Annotated in this window: 15 protein-coding genes; 9 read left to right on the forward strand and 6 right to left on the reverse strand. The window is 54.9% G+C overall.

From position 1 onward, the window contains the following. Positions 1-8 precede the first annotated feature (8 nt). From FA92_RS08680 to FA92_RS08690, 3 genes are all read left to right on the forward strand, one after another. Entirely contained in the window at positions 9-1,496 is a 1,488-nt protein-coding gene (locus FA92_RS08680; protein WP_033783191.1) for a carboxypeptidase M32, read from the forward strand. Positions 1,497-1,655: 159 nt separating this feature from the next. Then, complete coding sequence (gene asr, locus FA92_RS08685; RefSeq protein ID WP_013357956.1) at positions 1,656-2,180, forward strand: acid resistance repetitive basic protein Asr; 525 nt, start codon at positions 1,656-1,658, stop codon at positions 2,178-2,180. Positions 2,181-2,474: 294 nt separating this feature from the next. Then, positions 2,475-3,284, forward strand: a complete 810-nt coding sequence (locus FA92_RS08690) for a serine protease (RefSeq protein WP_008925243.1) — start codon at positions 2,475-2,477, stop codon at positions 3,282-3,284. A 52-nt stretch (positions 3,285-3,336) separates the two neighbouring features. Here FA92_RS08690 and hrpA read toward each other — a convergent pair whose 3' ends face one another. Then, positions 3,337-7,239, reverse strand: coding sequence for an ATP-dependent RNA helicase HrpA (hrpA, locus tag FA92_RS08695; protein ID WP_033783193.1), 3,903 nt, complete (start codon positions 7,237-7,239; stop codon positions 3,337-3,339). Positions 7,240-7,496: 257 nt separating this feature from the next. On the opposite strand from hrpA, the gene FA92_RS08700 reads away from it, so the two are divergent. Further along, a complete protein-coding gene (locus FA92_RS08700; RefSeq protein ID WP_013357959.1) occupies positions 7,497-8,096 on the forward strand; it encodes an FMN-dependent NADH-azoreductase in 600 nt (199 codons plus the stop codon). Between the two features lie 61 nt (positions 8,097-8,157). Here the strand turns inward: FA92_RS08700 and FA92_RS08705 are convergent, their stop codons facing one another. From FA92_RS08705 to FA92_RS08715, 3 genes are read right to left on the reverse strand one after another with little or no spacing between them, the layout of a single operon-like run. Beyond that, positions 8,158-8,496, reverse strand: coding sequence for a YdbL family protein (locus tag FA92_RS08705; protein WP_013357960.1), 339 nt, complete (start codon positions 8,494-8,496; stop codon positions 8,158-8,160). An 11-nt stretch (positions 8,497-8,507) separates the two neighbouring features. Then, positions 8,508-8,696, reverse strand: coding sequence for a YnbE family lipoprotein (locus FA92_RS08710; RefSeq protein ID WP_013357961.1), 189 nt, complete (start codon positions 8,694-8,696; stop codon positions 8,508-8,510). Further along, on the reverse strand, positions 8,693-11,320 hold the full coding sequence (locus FA92_RS08715; RefSeq protein ID WP_033783194.1) for a YdbH family protein: 2,628 nt from the start codon (positions 11,318-11,320) through the stop codon (positions 8,693-8,695). The genes FA92_RS08710 and FA92_RS08715 overlap by 4 nt, the downstream gene beginning before the upstream one ends. A gap of 145 nt (positions 11,321-11,465) precedes the next feature. Here FA92_RS08715 and FA92_RS08720 point away from each other — a divergent pair, with 145 nt between their 5' ends. Then, positions 11,466-12,458 (forward strand): 2-hydroxyacid dehydrogenase, encoded by a 993-nt coding sequence (locus tag FA92_RS08720; protein WP_033783196.1) that lies wholly within the window; start codon positions 11,466-11,468, stop codon positions 12,456-12,458. Between the two features lie 46 nt (positions 12,459-12,504). Here FA92_RS08720 and FA92_RS08725 read toward each other — a convergent pair whose 3' ends face one another. After that, positions 12,505-12,780 carry a DUF333 domain-containing protein gene (locus FA92_RS08725; RefSeq protein ID WP_003853763.1) on the reverse strand — a complete coding sequence of 92 codons (276 nt, stop codon included), beginning with the start codon at positions 12,778-12,780 and terminating at the stop codon, positions 12,505-12,507. Positions 12,781-12,964: 184 nt separating this feature from the next. Between FA92_RS08725 and FA92_RS08730 the strand changes: the two genes are divergently transcribed. The 4 genes from FA92_RS08730 (at position 12,965) to ttcA (ending at position 16,170) form a co-directional block, all read left to right on the forward strand. Then, positions 12,965-13,621 carry an MgtC/SapB family protein gene (locus FA92_RS08730; protein ID WP_013357964.1) on the forward strand — a complete coding sequence of 219 codons (657 nt, stop codon included), beginning with the start codon at positions 12,965-12,967 and terminating at the stop codon, positions 13,619-13,621. A gap of 219 nt (positions 13,622-13,840) precedes the next feature. Beyond that, the gene (locus FA92_RS08735) at positions 13,841-14,107 is read left to right on the forward strand and encodes a hypothetical protein (protein ID WP_033783197.1); all 267 of its coding nucleotides are present in this window, start codon (positions 13,841-13,843) and stop codon (positions 14,105-14,107) included. Positions 14,108-14,846: 739 nt separating this feature from the next. Then, positions 14,847-15,092: a hypothetical protein gene (locus tag FA92_RS23265; RefSeq protein WP_156105690.1), complete on the forward strand. Its 246-nt coding sequence runs from the start codon at positions 14,847-14,849 to the stop codon at positions 15,090-15,092. A gap of 142 nt (positions 15,093-15,234) precedes the next feature. Then, positions 15,235-16,170 (forward strand): tRNA 2-thiocytidine(32) synthetase TtcA, encoded by a 936-nt coding sequence (gene ttcA, locus FA92_RS08740; protein ID WP_033783198.1) that lies wholly within the window; start codon positions 15,235-15,237, stop codon positions 16,168-16,170. Positions 16,171-16,661: 491 nt separating this feature from the next. Here ttcA and zntB read toward each other — a convergent pair whose 3' ends face one another. Then, positions 16,662-17,645, reverse strand: coding sequence for a zinc transporter ZntB (gene zntB, locus FA92_RS08745; protein WP_033783199.1), 984 nt, complete (start codon positions 17,643-17,645; stop codon positions 16,662-16,664). Positions 17,646-17,707: the final 62 nt, after the last annotated feature.

Genomic DNA, 17,707 nt, shown 5'->3' on the forward strand with positions numbered 1-17,707 from the left:
AGTCTCACGTGACCTCAGCGTATCAACAACTGACCAAAACCTTCCAGCGCCTTTCCCGTTTCAGTCACGTCACGGCTATCGCTGGCTGTGACATGCAAACCACCATGCCGCCAGGCGGCAGTCAGGCGCGTGGTGAAGCACTGGCCGAAATGAGCGTGTTGCAGCACCAGATCCTGACCGCCCCACAGGTCGGTGAGTGGCTAAAGGCTGCTGAGCAGCAGTCCCTGAACGATGTCGAGCGGGCCAATCTCAACGAGATGCAGCGCGCCTATCAGCAGGCCACCCTGCTTCCTGATGACTTTGTGGAAGCCAAATCGATCGCCGGTTCCGTATGTGAACATGCGTGGCGCACTCAGCGTCCCGCTAACGACTGGCAGGGCTTTGCCGCCAACCTCAAAGAAGTCGTACGGCTGAGCCGCGAAGAGGCACAGCGTCGCGCTGACGCCAGTGGCTGTTCGCGTTACGATGCGCTGCTGGATCTCTATGAGCCGGGTATGACACGCGCCCGACTGGATGAAACCTTTGGCGAGCTGAAAACCTGGCTGCCCGCTTTGCTGCAGCAGGTTGTGGAAAAACAGGCACAGCAGCCATTTATCACGCCGCAGGGGCCGTTCGCCGTTCCAGCGCAGCGTCAGCTCGGTCTGAGCATTATGGAGACGCTGGGTTTCGACTTTAACCATGGCCGCCTCGACATCAGTGCGCATCCCTTCTGTGGCGGCGTCCCGGAAGATGTACGCATCACCACCCGTTACAACGAGAATGAGTTTCTCAGCGCCATGATGGGCGTGATTCACGAAACCGGTCATGCCCGCTATGAGCAGAATCTGCCGCAGCAGTGGCGCGGTCAGCCGGTGGCGCTGGCGCGCTCCACGGCTATTCATGAATCACAAAGCCTGTTTATGGAGATGCAGCTGGGTCGCAGCCGCGAATTCCTGCAGCGCATTCTGCCGCAGGTGATCGCGACCTTTGGCGAACAGCCCGCCCTGCAGGCGGATAATTTCGTGCGCCTGACTCAGCAGGTGAAACCAGGCCTGATCCGGGTTGACGCCGATGAGCTGAGCTACCCGGCGCATGTCATTCTGCGCTATGAAATCGAGCAGGCGCTGATTGAAGGCGAGATTGAGGTTGAGGACATCCCGGCGTTATGGGATGAGAAGATGATGCAGTCGCTGGGGCTGGATACACGCGGTAATTACCGCGATGGCTGTATGCAGGATATCCACTGGACCGACGGCGCATTTGGTTACTTCCCGACCTATACGCTTGGCGCGATGTATGCCGCACAGCTGTTCCGGTCGGTACAGAACGCCATTCCTCAGCTCAGTGAGCTGATTCAGCACGGTGAACTGCAGCCGGTATTTGACTGGCTGCAACAGAACATCTGGCAGCACGGCAGCCGTTTCTCCACCGACCAGCTGCTGATCAATGCCACCGGCGAAGCCCTGAATCCGGCTTTCTTCCGCCAGCATCTTGAACAACGCTACCTGAATAGCTAAGCTTCCGGGCGGTCTGCTGATCGCCCTTTCCCGCCTTTGTACAATCGGTTACACGCCGATACCAAACACCCACGGACACCGTTCATTGATTTCCCTATAGTCTCTTCACCGGCCCCGCAGTGGGCTACACATGAAAAAATAGTCTCCGAGGGATTTGCAATGAAAAAATTATTTGCACTGGTTGTCGCCGCTGCTATGGGTATGTCTTCTGTTGCTTTCGCTGCTGACACCACAGCTGCTCCAGCTGCTGCGCCAGCCGCAACAACTACTACTACCGCTGCAGCACCGGCTAAAACCGTTCACAAAACTGCGCACAAGAAACACCATAAAGCAGCTCAGAAAGCCCAGGCTGCTAAGAAACACCACAAAAAAGCAGTGAAAAAAGATGCCGCGCAGAAAGCGCAGGCTGCTAAAAAAGTGCACCACAAGAAAGCGGTAAAACCTGCTGCACAGAAAGCGCAGGCCGCTAAAAAAGTTCACCACAAAAAAGCAACTAAACCAGCCGCTCAGAAAGCCCAGGCTGCTAAAAAAGTTCACCACAAAAAAGTAACTCAGCCAGCGGCTCAGAAAGCCCAGGCTGCTAAGAAAGTTCATCACAAAAAAGTGGTAAAACCTGCTCAGAAAGCGCAGGCCGCTAAAAAAGTTCACCACAAAAAAGTTGTGAAACCAGCAGCTAAAAACTAAGGTCGCCTTCAGCGCACGGCCACGAGTTGATAATTAAAAACACCCGGTTCTGCCGGGTGTTTCTTTACTGGAGTGGATGAAATGACGAGAGTGGATGAAATAGTGCGTCGCTATCGCTTCGAAATTATTCTGCTTGTTATGATCCTGTGTGGCATTGTTGCAGCCAGTTTTTTTATTTAGCCGCTGTAGCGTACTGATTAACCAATAAAACTCCCTTTTTCAACGCTCACCGACTATAGTTACCGTACTTACGTAATAACAATAACGTTAATTTTTCTCGCCATTGAGATTTCTATGCGCCTGGCTACCCTGTTAATGGTTGGACTCTTCAGCTTTGCCACCACGGTTCACGCCGATGATGACGATGACTCGCCTACTCCTGCTGAAATTAAGATGCTGTTCTTCGGCAAGGATCATCGCCAGGCAATCACCGATATTACCGCTGCCCCCTGGGATGCCATTGGTCAGCTGGAAACCGAAAGCGGCAACCTCTGTACTGCCACGCTCATCTCTCCGCATCTGGCGCTGACGGCCGGACACTGTCTGCTCTCCCCGCCGGGTAATTTCGATAAGCCGGTTGCGCTGCGATTTATGGCCAGTGATAAAGGCTGGCGCTACGAACTTCATGATATTGATGCGCGGGTTGAACCCTCGCTGGCATCAAAATTAAAAGCGGATGGTGAAGGCTGGATCGTGCCGAGCAGTGCTGCGCCCTATGATTATGGCATCGTAATTTTACGCAATCCGCCCTCCGCGATTACGCCCATTCCATTGTTCGATGGCTCACGCAGCGATCTTACTGCGGCACTGAAGCTGACCGGACGCAAAGTGACGCAGGCAGGCTATCCGGCCGATCATCTGGATACGCTCTACTCTCACAGTGATTGCCTGATTACCGGCTGGGCGCAGCGCGCCGTGCTGTCGCATCAGTGTGATACCCTGCCGGGTGACAGTGGTTCACCGCTGCTGCTCAAAAGTGATAAAGGCTGGCAGTTAATCGCGGTACAAAGCTCTGCGCCGGCAGCCAAAGATCGCTATCTGGCTGATAACCGCGCGATTTCGGTCACCTCATTTAAAGATAAGCTGGAATCTCTCGCGCAGTAATCTTTCTTACCCTTCATAGGATGCGCGCCTGTTACGGCGCGCATCCTGGCTTTTACCCTGCTATCTGCTCCATTGTCTGCAGAATTCGCTTCTCTGAGATGGGATACGGCGTACCCAGTTGCTGAGCAAAGTAGCTGATACGCAGCTCCTCAATCATCCAGCGAATGTTCTTCACCTCTTCATCATCCTGACGCTGCGGCGGCAATTTGTTGCGCCACGCCTGATACGCCTGTTCCACTGCCTGCACTTTTAACATGCGCGCGCGATCGCTGTGAGGATCGGCAGGCAGTTTTTCCAGCCGCCGCTCAATGCCATTCAGGTAACGCAGCGTATCCGCCAGTCGCTGCCAGCCGTTGCCGGTGACAAAGCCGCGATAAACCAGACCACTTAATTGCGCCTTGATGTCGGACAACGCCAACGCCATCGTCATATCGACCCGGCCTTTGAGACGCTTATTGATGTTGAAGACGGCCGTCAGGATCTGCTCAACCTGCTTCGCAATGGTCACGACGGTCTCATTGAGTTCGCCGCGAACTTTGTCACGCAACTGCTCAAACGAGGTCTGATCCCAGGCCGGACCGCCCGCTTCACCCATCAGTTTGTCGATGCCACAGGCGATGCAGTCATCAATCAGCTCCAGCACTTTGCCATAAGGGTTGAAGTAAAGTCCGAGCTTGGCTTTGTTCGGCAACTTCTCGTGCAGATATTTAACCGGTGACGGCACATTCAGTAGCAGCAGACGACGCTGACCGCGCCACATCATTTTCTGCTGCTCCTGCTCGCTGTCAAACAGGCGAATGGCGACGCTCTCTTTCTCATCGACCAGCGCAGGCCAGGCTTTGACCTGATAGCTACCGCGCTTCTGTTCGTAGCTGCGCGGCAGTTCACCAAAGCTCCAGATATGCAGACCGCTCTGCTCCAGCCCGTCATCTGCCACTTTTGACAGCGTCTCCTGCACCTTGCCTTTCAGCTGTGCCTTGAGCGCGCTGAGATCTTTACCTTCCAGCAGTTTACGGTTGTGCTCATCCACCACCCGGAAGGTCATTTTCAGATGATCGGGCACCTGTTCCCACTGCCAGTTTTCCCGCTCCAGCGTGACGCCGGTCATGCGGCGAAACTCACGGGACAGCGCATCGAGAAGCGGCATCTCCATTGCGTTGACGCGTCCCAGGAACGCCTCGGCGTAGTTGGGTGCCGGCACCAGGTTGCGGCGCAGCGGCTTGGGCAGTGACTTAATCAGCGCGATGATCAGCTCACGGCGTACCCCGGGGATCTGCCATTCAAAACCGCTATCTTCAATCTGATTCAGCAGCGGCAGCGGAATATGTACCGTCACGCCATCCGCATCGGCACCCGGCTCAAACTGGTAACTCAGCTTCAGTTTAAGGTTGCCCTGATGCCAGAAGTTAGGATAATCAAGCTGGCTGACCTTATCCGCGCCCTCTTTGATCAGCATTTGTTTGTCGAAGTTCAGCAGCTCCGCGTTTTCACGGCTGGCCTTTTTCCACCAGCTGTCGAAATGCTTCGCTGAGACAACCTCTTTGCCAATGCGCTGGTCATAAAAAGTAAACAGCGTTTCGTCATCCACCAGAATATCGCGACGGCGGGATTTGTGTTCCAGATCTTCGACTTCACTGCGCAGCTTCTGGTTAGCACGGAAGAAGGCGTGACGCGTCTGCCAGTCGCCCTCCACCAGCGCGTGACGGATAAACAGCTCACGACTCAGAGTGGGATCAATGCTGCCATAGTTCACCTTGCGGGCGGCCACAATCGGCAGGCCATAGAGCGTAACCTTCTCGGCAGCCATTACCGCGCCCTGCGATTTCTCCCAGTGCGGTTCGCTGTAGCTGCGCTTGATCAGGTGCTGCGCCAGCGGCTCAATCCACTCCGGCTCAATCCGTCCCGCCGTGCGGCCCCACAGGCGGCTGGTTTCAACCAGTTCTGCCACCATGGCCCACTTCGGCGGCTTCTTAAACAGCCCGGAACCCGGGAAAATCGAGAAGCGGGTATTGCGTGCGCCGGTGTACTCCTGCTTGTCGGTGTCCTTCTGACCGATATGCGACAGCAGACCGCTGAGCAGCGCGCAGTGAACGGGCTGCAGCTCAGCCGGTTCACTGTTAACCGGAATGCCCAGTTCTCGCACCACCTGCCGCAGTTGGGTATAAATATCCTGCCATTCCCGTACGCGCAGATAGTTCAGGAAGTCGCTTTTGCACTGGCGGCGGAAAAGGTTGCCCGACAGCGCTTTCTGCTGCTCCGCCAGGTAGTTCCAGAGATTCACATAGGCAAGGAAGTCGGAGTCTTTGTCGGCAAAGCGCCGGTGCTTCTCATCGGACGCCTGCTTTTTCTCTGCCGGGCGCTCGCGCGGGTCCTGAATCGACAGACCGGCGGTGATGATCATCACTTCACGCACGCAGCCAAATTTCTGCGCTTCCAGCACCATTCGCGCCAGACGCGGATCGACCGGCAACTGTGCCAGCTGGCGACCGGAGCCGGTGAGTTTGTAGTGTCCGCTCTCCTCATTCAGGGTCAGTGCACCCAGCTCTTCCAGCAGGCGGACGCCATCCTGAATGTTGCGCTTATCGGGTGCTTCCACAAACGGGAAAGCAGCGATATCGCCGAGTCCCAGCGAGGTCATCTGCAGGATCACCGACGCCAGGTTGGTACGCAGGATTTCCGGATCGGTAAAGGCCGGACGGCTCAGGAAGTCATCTTCCGAGTAGAGACGAATACAGATACCGTCTGAAACACGGCCGCAACGCCCTTTTCGCTGGTTGGCGGAGGCCTGCGATATCGGCTCAATCGGCAGGCGCTGCACCTTGGTGCGGAAGCTGTAGCGACTGATACGTGCCGTGCCTGGATCGATAACATATTTGATCCCGGGCACCGTCAGTGAGGTTTCCGCCACGTTGGTCGCCAGCACGATGCGACGGCCACTGTGCGACTGAAACACCCGGTTCTGTTCGGCATTCGACAGTCGCGCATAGAGCGGCAGCACTTCGGTGTGCGGCAGGTCGCGTTTGTTCAGCGCATCGGCGGTATCGCGGATTTCGCGCTCACCGCTCATAAAGATCAGGATATCGCCGCGACTCTCGCGTCCCAGCTCATCCACCGCATCAAATATCGCCTGCAGCTGATCGCGATCGCCATCATCCGCTTCTTCAACCACCGGCCGGTAGCGCACTTCGACCGGGTAAGTCCGGCCGGAGACTTCAATCACTGGCGCATTATTAAAGTGACGCGAGAAGCGCTGCGGATCGATGGTCGCCGAGGTAATAATCACTTTCAGATCGGGGCGGCGCGGCAGCAGCTCACGCAGATAACCGAGCAGGAAATCGATATTCAGGCTGCGCTCATGCGCCTCATCAATGATGATGGTGTCATATTGCATCAGCAGGCGATCCTGCTGGATCTCCGCCAGCAGGATCCCGTCGGTCATCAGTTTAATCTGCGTCAGGTCGCTGACCTGGTCGTTAAACCGCACTTTATAGCCGACACAGCCGCCCAGTGAGGTACTGAGCTCATCGGCAATGCGATTCGCTACGGTGCGCGCAGCCAGACGACGCGGCTGCGTATGACCAATCAAACCCGTGATTCCGCGTCCCAATGCCAGGCAGATTTTCGGCAGCTGCGTGGTTTTACCTGAACCGGTTTCACCCGCAACAATCACCACCTGATTGTCGCGAATCGCCGCCGCAATATCCTGCTGCTTCTGACTGACTGGCAGATTGTCAGGGAAAGTTATGGCTGGCGTTACCGCGCGACGCTGGGCCACGCGCTGTTCAGCAGCAATAAATTCCTGCTCCAGCTCGCTGGCAATGCCCTGCTGTGCCTCGGGATTTTTAGCTTTTCTGGCCCCCTGCAAGCGGCGCTGCAGACGCTGGCGATCGCGCAGCATGACACCGTCGAGCCGTGGCCAGAGCGCTGCCAGTGGGGAAGTATCGGGAGATGACATAATAGTGACGTACCTTACTCAGACGGTGTCGCTGCCTGAAGCAGCGCCCTGCAAGCCGGGATAACCAGCTGATTCAATAAAAATAATTGTGGGCATCATAGCACATTCTGAACTGTTCCGGCGGCTGGCCACGGTTACGCTTATTCAATAAATTCGAACATGGGTCTCGAAATATTGCGCTTTCACCGCGCCATCGATAACCGTAGAGTGTAAACCATTGAGCGGAAAGTCTTCCGCGTAACAGACAGGAAACCACCATGAGCAAAGTTTTAGTTCTGAAATCAAGCATCCTTGCAGGCTACTCACAGTCAAGCCAGCTCGCTGACTTCTACATCGAACAGGCAAAAGCACAGGGTAAAGACGTCACTGTACGTGATCTGGCCGCTAACCCGATTCCGGTTCTGGATGGTGAGCTAGTGGGTGCAATGCGCCCATCTGAAACGCCGCTGTCACCCCGTCAGCAGGAAGCACTGGATCTGTCCGATGAACTGATTGCAGAACTGCAGGCTCATGATGAAGTGGTGATTGCCGCGCCAATGTACAACTTCAACATTCCAACCCAGCTGAAAAACTACTTCGACCTGATTGCCCGTGCTGGCGTGACGTTCCGCTACACCGAAGCAGGCCCGGAAGGTCTGGTTAAAGGCAAAAAGGCTGTGGTGATCTCCAGCCGTGGCGGCATTCACAAAGATACCCCAACTGACCTGCTGACCCCTTACGTTAAGCTGTTCCTGGGCTTCATCGGCATCACTGACGTTGAGTTCGTGTTTGCTGAAGGCATCGCGTACGGTCCGGAAGTGGCCAGCAAAGCGACCGCTGAAGCAAAAGACACAATTAAGCAGATCGTGACCGCATAAGTCTCAGTCATCTCAGGATGACACTGGAAACCGGGCCATGCGCCCGGTTTTTTTTCGCCTGTCACTGGCCGCTGCCTGCTTCCTTTCTCAGCCACTGACCGTTAATGCCGCGCACATATTCCCCCGCGGCCGCTCGGCCCACCAGCTTCTGTCCGGCAATACTGGCGATATCAGCCGTGGAGAGATTATTCTGCTCTGCCAGTCGCTGATACTCCTGTTTACGTCCGGCGTTGATACGCTGCACCAGCGCCAGAGTTTCACTGTCCTGTGACCGTGCCGCCAGATAACCTGAGAGCGTTTCGCCTGCCAGACCCGCTTGCCGCGCTTCATTGAGCGTCAGTGCCCAGGCAGGCTGCGCCATCGCCAGAGCGAGTAACAGCGCCGCACTTATGCGTTTCATCGTTGCTCTCCTCAGAACAGACCGCTCTGGTTTTTCAGTAACGCTTCCACATCCTTGTCGACTTTGATGTGAATCTCATGCTCGATTCTTACGTTCATATTAATGGTGATGGGATCTTTGGGTGCCGTGACTTCGATGCGCGGCACGCAGCCAATGCTCAGCAGTCCGGCTGCCAGAACCAGTAATGGCCTCAGGCTCATGGTGAATTGTCCTTGTTCGATGGCAAAGTCGCATGTTGCTCTAACCAGGATTGCAAATTATCGCCGAAGCGCAGGCTGCGCCAGAGCTGAAACAGGTTTTCCTGATGATGATAATTAAGATTGACCGTCTGCCGACGGTTACTGAACTGGCTGACGCCCTGCACCTGTGCTTCCATAGTAAGGTCGCCGAGGTTATCCAGATTGATCGTGGCCCAGCTGCGGGAGACCTCCATATAGCGTAACCAGTCCAGCGCCGCGCCGGTCGCTACGTTGTTGCGGGTAATGGCATCCGCCATATCTTTATCCAGCCGGAAGGTCAGCGGGCCGCTGTTGGCAATCCATCCCTTCTCCACCAGCCAGCGCGGATTATTGAGCCACAGCGGCAGCTCGCCGTTAACCTTGCCCGACATGGCGAACTGTTTCGGCTTCAGTGCCGTCACCAGCTCGCTGAGGCTGATTTGACGCAGCGACACCCGGGCGGGTTCATGCTGCGGCATGCGCAGGGAGGGCAGCGTGATTTGTCCGCCCAGCAGATCCAGGCTGACATCCTGCAGCGTCAGCGGCGCCTTTTCAGACCATGGCCAGTTCCCCTGCAGGTCGGCACGAATATTCTGCATCGCAAACTGGTTCTTCACCTCGGCAATGCGCAGTGAAACCGGGCCATGCTGACCAAACTGCCACTGCTGCTCGTGGAATCTGAACGGCAGCGAGAAGTCGATACCGTTTACCTGGCTGTCCGGCGTCCAGACGCTGCCCTGTTTAACCGTCCAGTGGCCCCCGGCCTGGAAGCCCTGATCGCTGGCGGCGGAAAAAGCGACCTGTGCCTGCAGACTGCCGCCCTGAATCTGCATTTTCATGTCGGGGCTGATCAGCGGCTGAAATACCGTCAGCGACTGAGCTGGCCACCAGGCCTGGCCGCGTAATCGTTCGCCATCCCAGCGACCATTCACCCGCAGCGGGCCAACCTTGCCCGCTTTTAACTCGCCCCGCCAGAGGAAATAGCCGGGATCCCGGCCTTTAGCTTCAAAGTCGAGCACTGAGTCAGCCAGACGGCCGCCATAAGTGAAGCGGGTCGGTCCCGCCTGCAGTCTGAAATGACCATTAAAAGAAGGATGTGCCGCATCACGCTGCCAGTTTACCGGCTCACTCAGCGTCAGACGCGGTTTTGCTATGTTGACGCTGCCGTAGGCCAGCTGATTAAAGCCGGCAGACAGAGTATCAAGCTGGATCAGTGTGTCATGCCAGCCGCCGGTTCCTTTAACATCCCAGCGAGCCTGCAGCGGCAGCATCTCGCCTCCGCCCCAGTAGCGCCAGTTCCATTCACCTTTATCGGGCCAGAAATCTGTGGCGCGGCCATCGAGATGCAGCCGGAAGCGGCCAAAACTGGCATCGTGTGCGTTGAGAATCGCCTGCAGGCGACCATCTATGCCCTGTGAGGAGAGACGCACACCCGCCAGCGGCCAGCGCGCCTCATCCACTTCCAGCGTTGACAGCAGCCGGCCACGCAGACGCAGCAGCGATTTAGGTTGCAGCACCAGTGTAGGATCGAGCAGCGAACCACTAAGCACACCCGGAATCGAGCCGTAAAGTTGCAGATCGGCCAGTTTGCTTTCACCGGTCAGCTGAAACGGCAGGTTGCTGTTGGTCAGACTGAGGTTACCGGGACCGACGCCCAGCACCACGTTGCCCTTGCCGCCGCGACCCTGCGTCAGCAGGTTAACGCGACCCGTAATCTGGCTGCCTTCAAAGCCCGACTGCCAGTTATCCAGCGTCAGGTTAACAAACCCAGACAAGGGCTGGTCCGCCAGTGGCCAGAAGTATTCGCCCTTTTTAATCCGAATCTGCTCGCGGCTGATCTGCCACGGTAACCGGAGAAGCGGCCTGCTCTCTTCCGCCATTGCCACCCGCAGCTCGCCCTGCTGCTGCTGCCAGTTGAGCGACAGCTGCAGCGGATGTGGCAGCGCGTCCAGCGCCAGCTGCCCGGCCACCTCACCGTTTACCGGCAGATCTGTAGCAAAAGTGGGCAACGTCAGATGACCACTCAGTGTGACGGGTTCAGGCAGTGCAGGATGGGTGAGCGTCAGGTCACGGATAGCGAGCTGCTGACCGGTCAGCGTGGCCGCCAGCTGCAGATTATCGCCGTGGTAATTGAGTTGCTGGCGATCTTTTTCCAGCATCAGATCCAGCGCGCCCGCATAGGTCTGCCAGGGCGCGACAATCAGTTTGCCCAGATGAACGTCGGCGCCAGGCAGCATTGCCTGCCATTCGGCCAGCGTTTTGGGCGCAGCCGTACTGTTACTGGCCGGTAATTCCTGCAGGCAGTCACTATCCAGCGTCAGCGCTTCCGCATTGAGTTTCCAGCGCGACTGATGCCAGCCCAGTGACACCGCCTTTACGGTAGCCAGTGAGCAATCACCGGCGAGATAATGAATCTGAGGCAACCACAGTCCACCCTCGCGCCAGCGCGGCGCGCCTGACAGCGCAATGCGCGTCCCGTCAGGCAGCCAGATGCCGGCCAGCCGTGGCAGCCATTGCGTCACAGTCAACATCAGGCCGAGCAGCAGCAGAATCAGCGCCAGAATAGTCGCCAGTCGTCGCCGGAAAATCCGTGGCATAAAAGCCATAATCCTTTTCCTTACAGTATCCTGACAGGAATGATGGCATGTAATCTGCCAGAGGTGAAGGCCTGCGCCAGGCGCAAATCAGCTGTTTCAGCAAAGTCAGTCAGAAAACGTTATCCTTGGTTTATCACTCTGCAGGAGCATAACAATGAAGATCGCGGTTTACAGCACCAAACATTACGATCAGAAATACCTTGAGCAGGTTAATCAGCAGTTCGGTTTTGAACTGGTATTTTTTGACTTTTTACTCTCTGAAAGCACGGCGAAAACGGCTGTGGGCTGCGATGCCGTCTGCATCTTTGTCAATGATGACGGGAGTCGCCCGGTGCTGGAAGAGCTGGCCGGATTGAGTGTGAAATATATCGCGCTGCGCTGTGCCGGTTTCAATAATGTCGACCTGGCTGCCGCGAAAGAGCTGGGTCTGGAAGTCGTCCGGGTTCCGGCCTACTCACCGGAAGCGGTGGCTGAACACGCGATCGGCCTGATGATGACCCTGAACCGCCGTATTCATCGTGCATATCAGCGTACCCGTGATGCAAACTTTTCGCTCGATGGCCTGACTGGTTTTAACATGCACAACAAAACTGCGGGGGTTATCGGCACCGGTAAAATCGGGATTGCGACGATGCGCATTCTGAAAGGATTTGGTATGCGGCTGCTGGCATTTGACCCTTACCCCAGCGAGCAGGCACTGGAACTGGGCGCGGAGTATGTCGATCTGAAGACGCTGTTTGCTGAATCCCACGTCATCACGCTGCACTGCCCGCTGACGCCAGAGAATCATCATCTGCTTAACGCTGACGCGTTTAAACAGATGCGCGATGGCGTGATGATTATCAACACCAGTCGCGGTGGTCTGATTGATTCACAGGCGGCGATTGACGCGCTGAAACAGCAGAAGATCGGCGCGCTCGGCATGGATGTTTACGAGAATGAACGCGACCTGTTCTTTGAAGATAAGTCGAATGATGTGATTCAGGACGATGTATTCCGCCGTCTGTCGGCGTGCCATAACGTGTTGTTCACCGGCCATCAGGCGTTTTTAACCGCCGAAGCGCTGACCGCCATTTCTGAAACGACGCTGAGTAATCTCAGCCAGCTCGACCGTGGTGAGGAGTGTCCGAACCGACTCTCTGCCTGATTATTCTCTGTATAGCTATGCGGGCCGGAGCAATCCGGCCTGTTCATCAGCGCGCGCAATTTCCGCCAATTAACGCCTGCTCATCACAGCGACGGCCATTCACTAACTGACACATTCCCACACGCGATCCATCCAGCTGATGCGAGAAGGCCAGCGTTCCACCCGCATTCGAACAGGTGCTTTCTGCCAGGGAAGACATCACCACCCGTGGCTGGATATGGGCGGCGGTGGCTTGTTGTGGTGGCTCGTTATCATCACTGTTGCTGCTGCAGGCAGAGAGTAATAGCGCGGCACCGGCCAGCAAAAAGGTGGCTGCTTTCATCAGTCGGACTCCGGGAATGGGTGTAATAGGCTGGCTCAGCATATGTCAGGCGGCACAAGGGGTCGAGAGGTGAAACAGCTTTTTACAAAATTCTCCGGCGTCATTTGCAAGCAGAATTATCTTGTTTACCTGCTATCGCTGAACTGTCACCCTTTTGCGGCCCCTTTTATTTCGGAGTAAAGCCATGTTAATGGATATGTTAATTCGCATCGCCCTTGCCGGCATTCTCGGCGGCCTGATTGGTCTGGAGCGGCAGATGCGGGCTAAAGAAGCGGGATTGCGTACTCATATTCTGGTCGGAATCGGCAGTGCCATGTTCATGCTGGTGTCGAAATATGGCTTCGCCGACATGCTCAGCAGCGACCATGTGGCCCTTGATCCCAGCCGTATTGCAGCCCAGGTGGTCAGCGGCATGGGCTTTCTTGGCGCGGGCACTATCATGATTCAGAAGCAGGTGGTGAAAGGCTTAACCACCGCGGCGGGATTATGGGTTACGGCGGCGATTGGTCTGGTAATCGGCAGCGGCATGTATGAGATCGGCATTTATGGCACGGTGCTGGCGCTGGTGGTGCTGGAGGTGTTCCGCCGCCTGAGCCATGTTTTAATCGGCAAACACCATACGCTGCTGGTTTTCCTTAAGCCTAAAAGCGTGCCGCTGGTGCTGCTGGTGATGCAGCGCGAAGGCATTCGCTACGGCAATGTGACGGTCATTAATCGTGATGAAGAGAGCGGTCTGTGCGAACTGAGTGTTCAGGTGACGCTTTCACGCAAATCAAATGATGCGCACCTTTATGACAAGGTTATGGAGATCAAGGGTGTTCAGTCGCTGGAAATGATGTAATCCCGCCGGAAATAGGCCTCAGACCAGATATCTTCCTGCAGGCATCCGGACATCGCAGAAGGCGGTTAGTAGCAGCCAGCGCCTTCTGCACTTCCCCAGCCGGATCCATCTGCCCGCCAACCAAAGACGCCACAGCCTGACCTGAGACATAGAGCGAGCCGGTAATTAATGGCATGATCCGTTATTGTTTATCATTGTAATAATTTTCCCCGGGGACCAATGCGCCAAAACTCTGACCATTCTCAAGATACCCTGCCTGCTGCTGCGCGAAAAAATTACCAGCCTGCATTAATGGTGCTGATTTTTACGCTGATTGCGGGCGCGGGTGCTGTGACAATCATGATGATCCTGGATCATCGGAACTCGGTTAATAATGCGCTGGAGACCGGACAATGTCTTGCTGGAGAAGGTGCGGAAGATATTCTGGAAGTACTCAGGCATTTTTTACATCATGCTTATCGCTGGATTTTTCAGGCCTGCGGCTGAATTCAGTGCAGCAAAAAATGGAGTAAACCATGAAGGTTGACCAGCAGCAGAACGCCGCAATACATAACCGCAACATAGCAAAGTAAGAAGAGTATCAATGTCATAATAAATCTGATGCCGTACTTTTTTATTTTGCGATTTTTATCGGGATGCCTCATAGACATTAAATATTGATTCATTTTTTTTCACATAGATAGCCCGACATTAAACGGCTTCACAGGCAGTCTGTATTGACGAAATGTGCGAACCGACAGGTCAATGTAAGAGAGTCTGTGTAAACGCATATAAGCATAAATGTAAACGACCGCGCTCACGCAGTCTGCTTATCGGATGTCATGAACATCCCTGATTTTACTGGAAAGTCATTTTTTATTGCGCGCCACAGGAATTATAAAACTATCGTTTTTAATGAGATACGCAACACGTCAGTGCGTCTGAATTTATTATTATAGACCCAACGGGTCAACGCACATTCAACAGAGCCTGTTTTTAAGATTATCACCTGAAAAATGAAAGCAGCGATTAATATCCGACTCACTGCGAATTTAACGGAAACATTTCTTTTGATGTGCATCAAATCAGACCGATACAACCCGCAATGCATTTAGGCCTGATTGAGTTAAAGCATCGCATGCTGTGTTTTTTATTAATCCGGTAGTGCTGATGAAAATTTTTTTAATTATCTCTGTCATTTTTATGGCCACAGCTTGTGCGGTAAAAAGAGAGCATGCGCGGACTGATGCTTACCCGTCATCACCGCCGTCCTGTTCAACGCACAGTGATGAAATTGATTGTCAGTGGAAAGATGTGCCCGTCAGCTGACATCGCGCAGCTGAAACCTTTTCGAGTCGTCTCAGCCCGCCGGTTTGCTCACGACGAAGCAAAACCCGCCCTCTTTGCTCGCGCTCTTTCGCAGTACCGCATTCCGGCAATCAACGCCCTGACGGGAAAGCGGCCTGTGACTCTGACGGCGATTATCCGCTGATTACTTCACTCCAGTACTGGCATTCGCGGCAACAATCCGTACCATACGCTGCATATTCGTGACATCACAGTGAAGTAACCGGCTGGGCGCGCGCATCAATACGCCCTTTAGCTACGCTTTCTGGTTTTTGAGATAGGTAAAAATGCAAGATAATCAAACGGTTGACAAGAAAGAACAGTACAACCTGAATAAACTGCAGAAGCGTTTGCGTCGTAATGTCGGCGAGGCCATTGCAGATTTTAATATGATTGAAGAAGGCGACCGCATCATGGTCTGCCTGTCGGGCGGAAAAGACAGCTACACCATGCTGGAAATTTTGCGCAGCCTGCAAAAAAGCGCACCGGTAAACTTCAGCCTGATTGCCGTCAACCTTGACCAGAAACAGCCGGGCTTCCCTGAGCATATCCTGCCGCAATATCTTGAGTCGCAGGGTGTTGAGTACCGGATTGTCGAAGAAGATACCTATTCTATCGTCAAAGATAAGGTTCCGGAAGGCAAAACGACCTGTTCACTCTGCTCGCGCCTGCGCCGTGGCATTCTCTATCGTGTCGCAACAGAACTCGGTTGCACAAAAATTGCGCTGGGCCACCATCGCGATGACATCCTGCAGACGCTGTTCCTGAACATGTTCTACGGTGGAAAACTGAAAGGCATGCCGCCAAAACTGATGAGCGACGATGGCAAGCAGATTGTGATCCGTCCACTGGCCTACTGCCGTGAGAAAGATATCATTCGTTTCTCCGAAGCACGTCAGTTCCCGATTATTCCGTGCAACCTTTGCGGTTCTCAGCCGAACCTGCAGCGTCAGGTGGTAGCCGATATGCTGCGTGACTGGGATAAGCGCTATCCTGGCCGTATCGAAACCATGTTCAGCGCGATGCAAAACGTGGTGCCGTCGCACCTGGCAGATATCAATCTGTTCGATTTTAAAGGCATCAAACATGGCGATGCAGTCGTTGATGGCGGCGATCTCGCCTTTGACCGGGAAACGCTGCCAGCTCAGCCTGTGGGCTGGCGGGTCGATGAAGACGATGTACCCGATATCAGCGCGCGTCTGGATGTACTACAGATTAAATAAGTGCGGGAAAGTTTAAGGGCGTGCTGCAGGCAGCACGCCCTTTTTTATATGTTTCGATGAGGCGGAGGATCCATTATCGGCGGAAATTCCGGATCGGTTGGTGGATCAGGCTGCGGTTGCGGCTGGGGAATGGGTTCAGGAATCGGGATTGGATCCGTGGGGATCGGCTCGCTGTTAAGAATCGCGCTCATGCCGTACTCCTTTTCTTACGAATGGAGTTTAAGCTTAGATAAGGAACGGCGTTACAGCCAGGCAGAAAAAAAAAAGCCGGCACACTGGCCGGCATGTTTCGAATTAAATGTGCTATGCAATAATTCTAAATATGGAAGTAAGACAATATGGAGCGCAACGCCCATCGCTTGACGTTGCATTCACCTGCGGGAGAGAGTTTGCGTCAGCAGCGACAACGGGTTCTTGATGTCGATCAGCTTTTGCTCGCTTAACGGGATTTTCAGCCCACATATCGTAATTGCCGCATTCCCTTTGGCGCATCAGAGCCAGCGCCGTTTACGCAGATAGCCCGCGACCCCTACTGCCAGCGCCACCAGCAGCAGACAGAAGATTGAAAACCCATATTTCCATTCACCGCCCGGAATGCCGCCCAGGTTGACGCCAAACAGGCCGGTCAGGAACGTGGCGGGCAGAAAGATCATCGCCATCAGTGACATGGTATAGGTGCGGCGGTTCATCGATTCCGCCATCGCAGAGGCGACCTCATCAGCCAGAATCGCGGTGCGCGCCACGCCTGCATCCAGATCGTCCAGCCCGCGTCCCAGACGGTCAGCAATTTCCTGCATCCGGCGGCGTTCGCTATCATCCATCCAGGCCAGTTTTTCACTGGCCAGCCTGGCATAGACATCGCGCTGAGGTGCCATATAACGTCGCATCACAATCAGTTGCTTGCGCAGCAGGCCCAGCTCGCCGCGTGCGGGCATCCGCTGATCTAGCAGCGCATCTTCCAGCTCGATAATTTTGTCATGTAACTCTTCGATAAATTCGCTGGTGTGATCAGTCAGCGCATCACAGACATCCACCAGCCAGCTGCCGCAGTCAATCGGACCATTGCCGTTTTGCAAATCGATTAGCACTTCATCGACGGCAGAGACTTTGCGCCGCCGGGTCGAGACGATGAGTTTATCGTTGATAAAGACCCGCATGACCACCAGCTGGTCGCGACGTGCATCGCTATTGTGGTTGACGCTGCGCAGTACGATCATAAACCCGTCGCCCAGTCGGCTGACGCGAGGACGCATGCTGTCGCCTGCTAAGGCGTCACGCACCGTATCGGGGATCTGTGGCGTTGACTGCAGCCATTCGGCGCTCTTGCGATGGGTATAGTTGAGATGCAGCCAGCAGGGCTGCTCACACTGGATGACTTCATCTTCAGCAATCGGGATCATCCCACCCTTGCCATCCAGCTGGCAGGAAATGATGGCATCTGAAACCTGTAATGCTTTTCCTTCAATAACGTCCACACCGTCCCCTCTCTACTGAAATCAATACGATACAGTCTAGCGTGACGGTGTTGAGTTGCAAT

Origin of the sequence: Pantoea sp. 9140 (assembly GCF_000745295.1) — a bacterium.
GTDB classification, from domain to species: Bacteria; Pseudomonadota; Gammaproteobacteria; order Enterobacterales; family Enterobacteriaceae; genus Pantoea; species Pantoea vagans.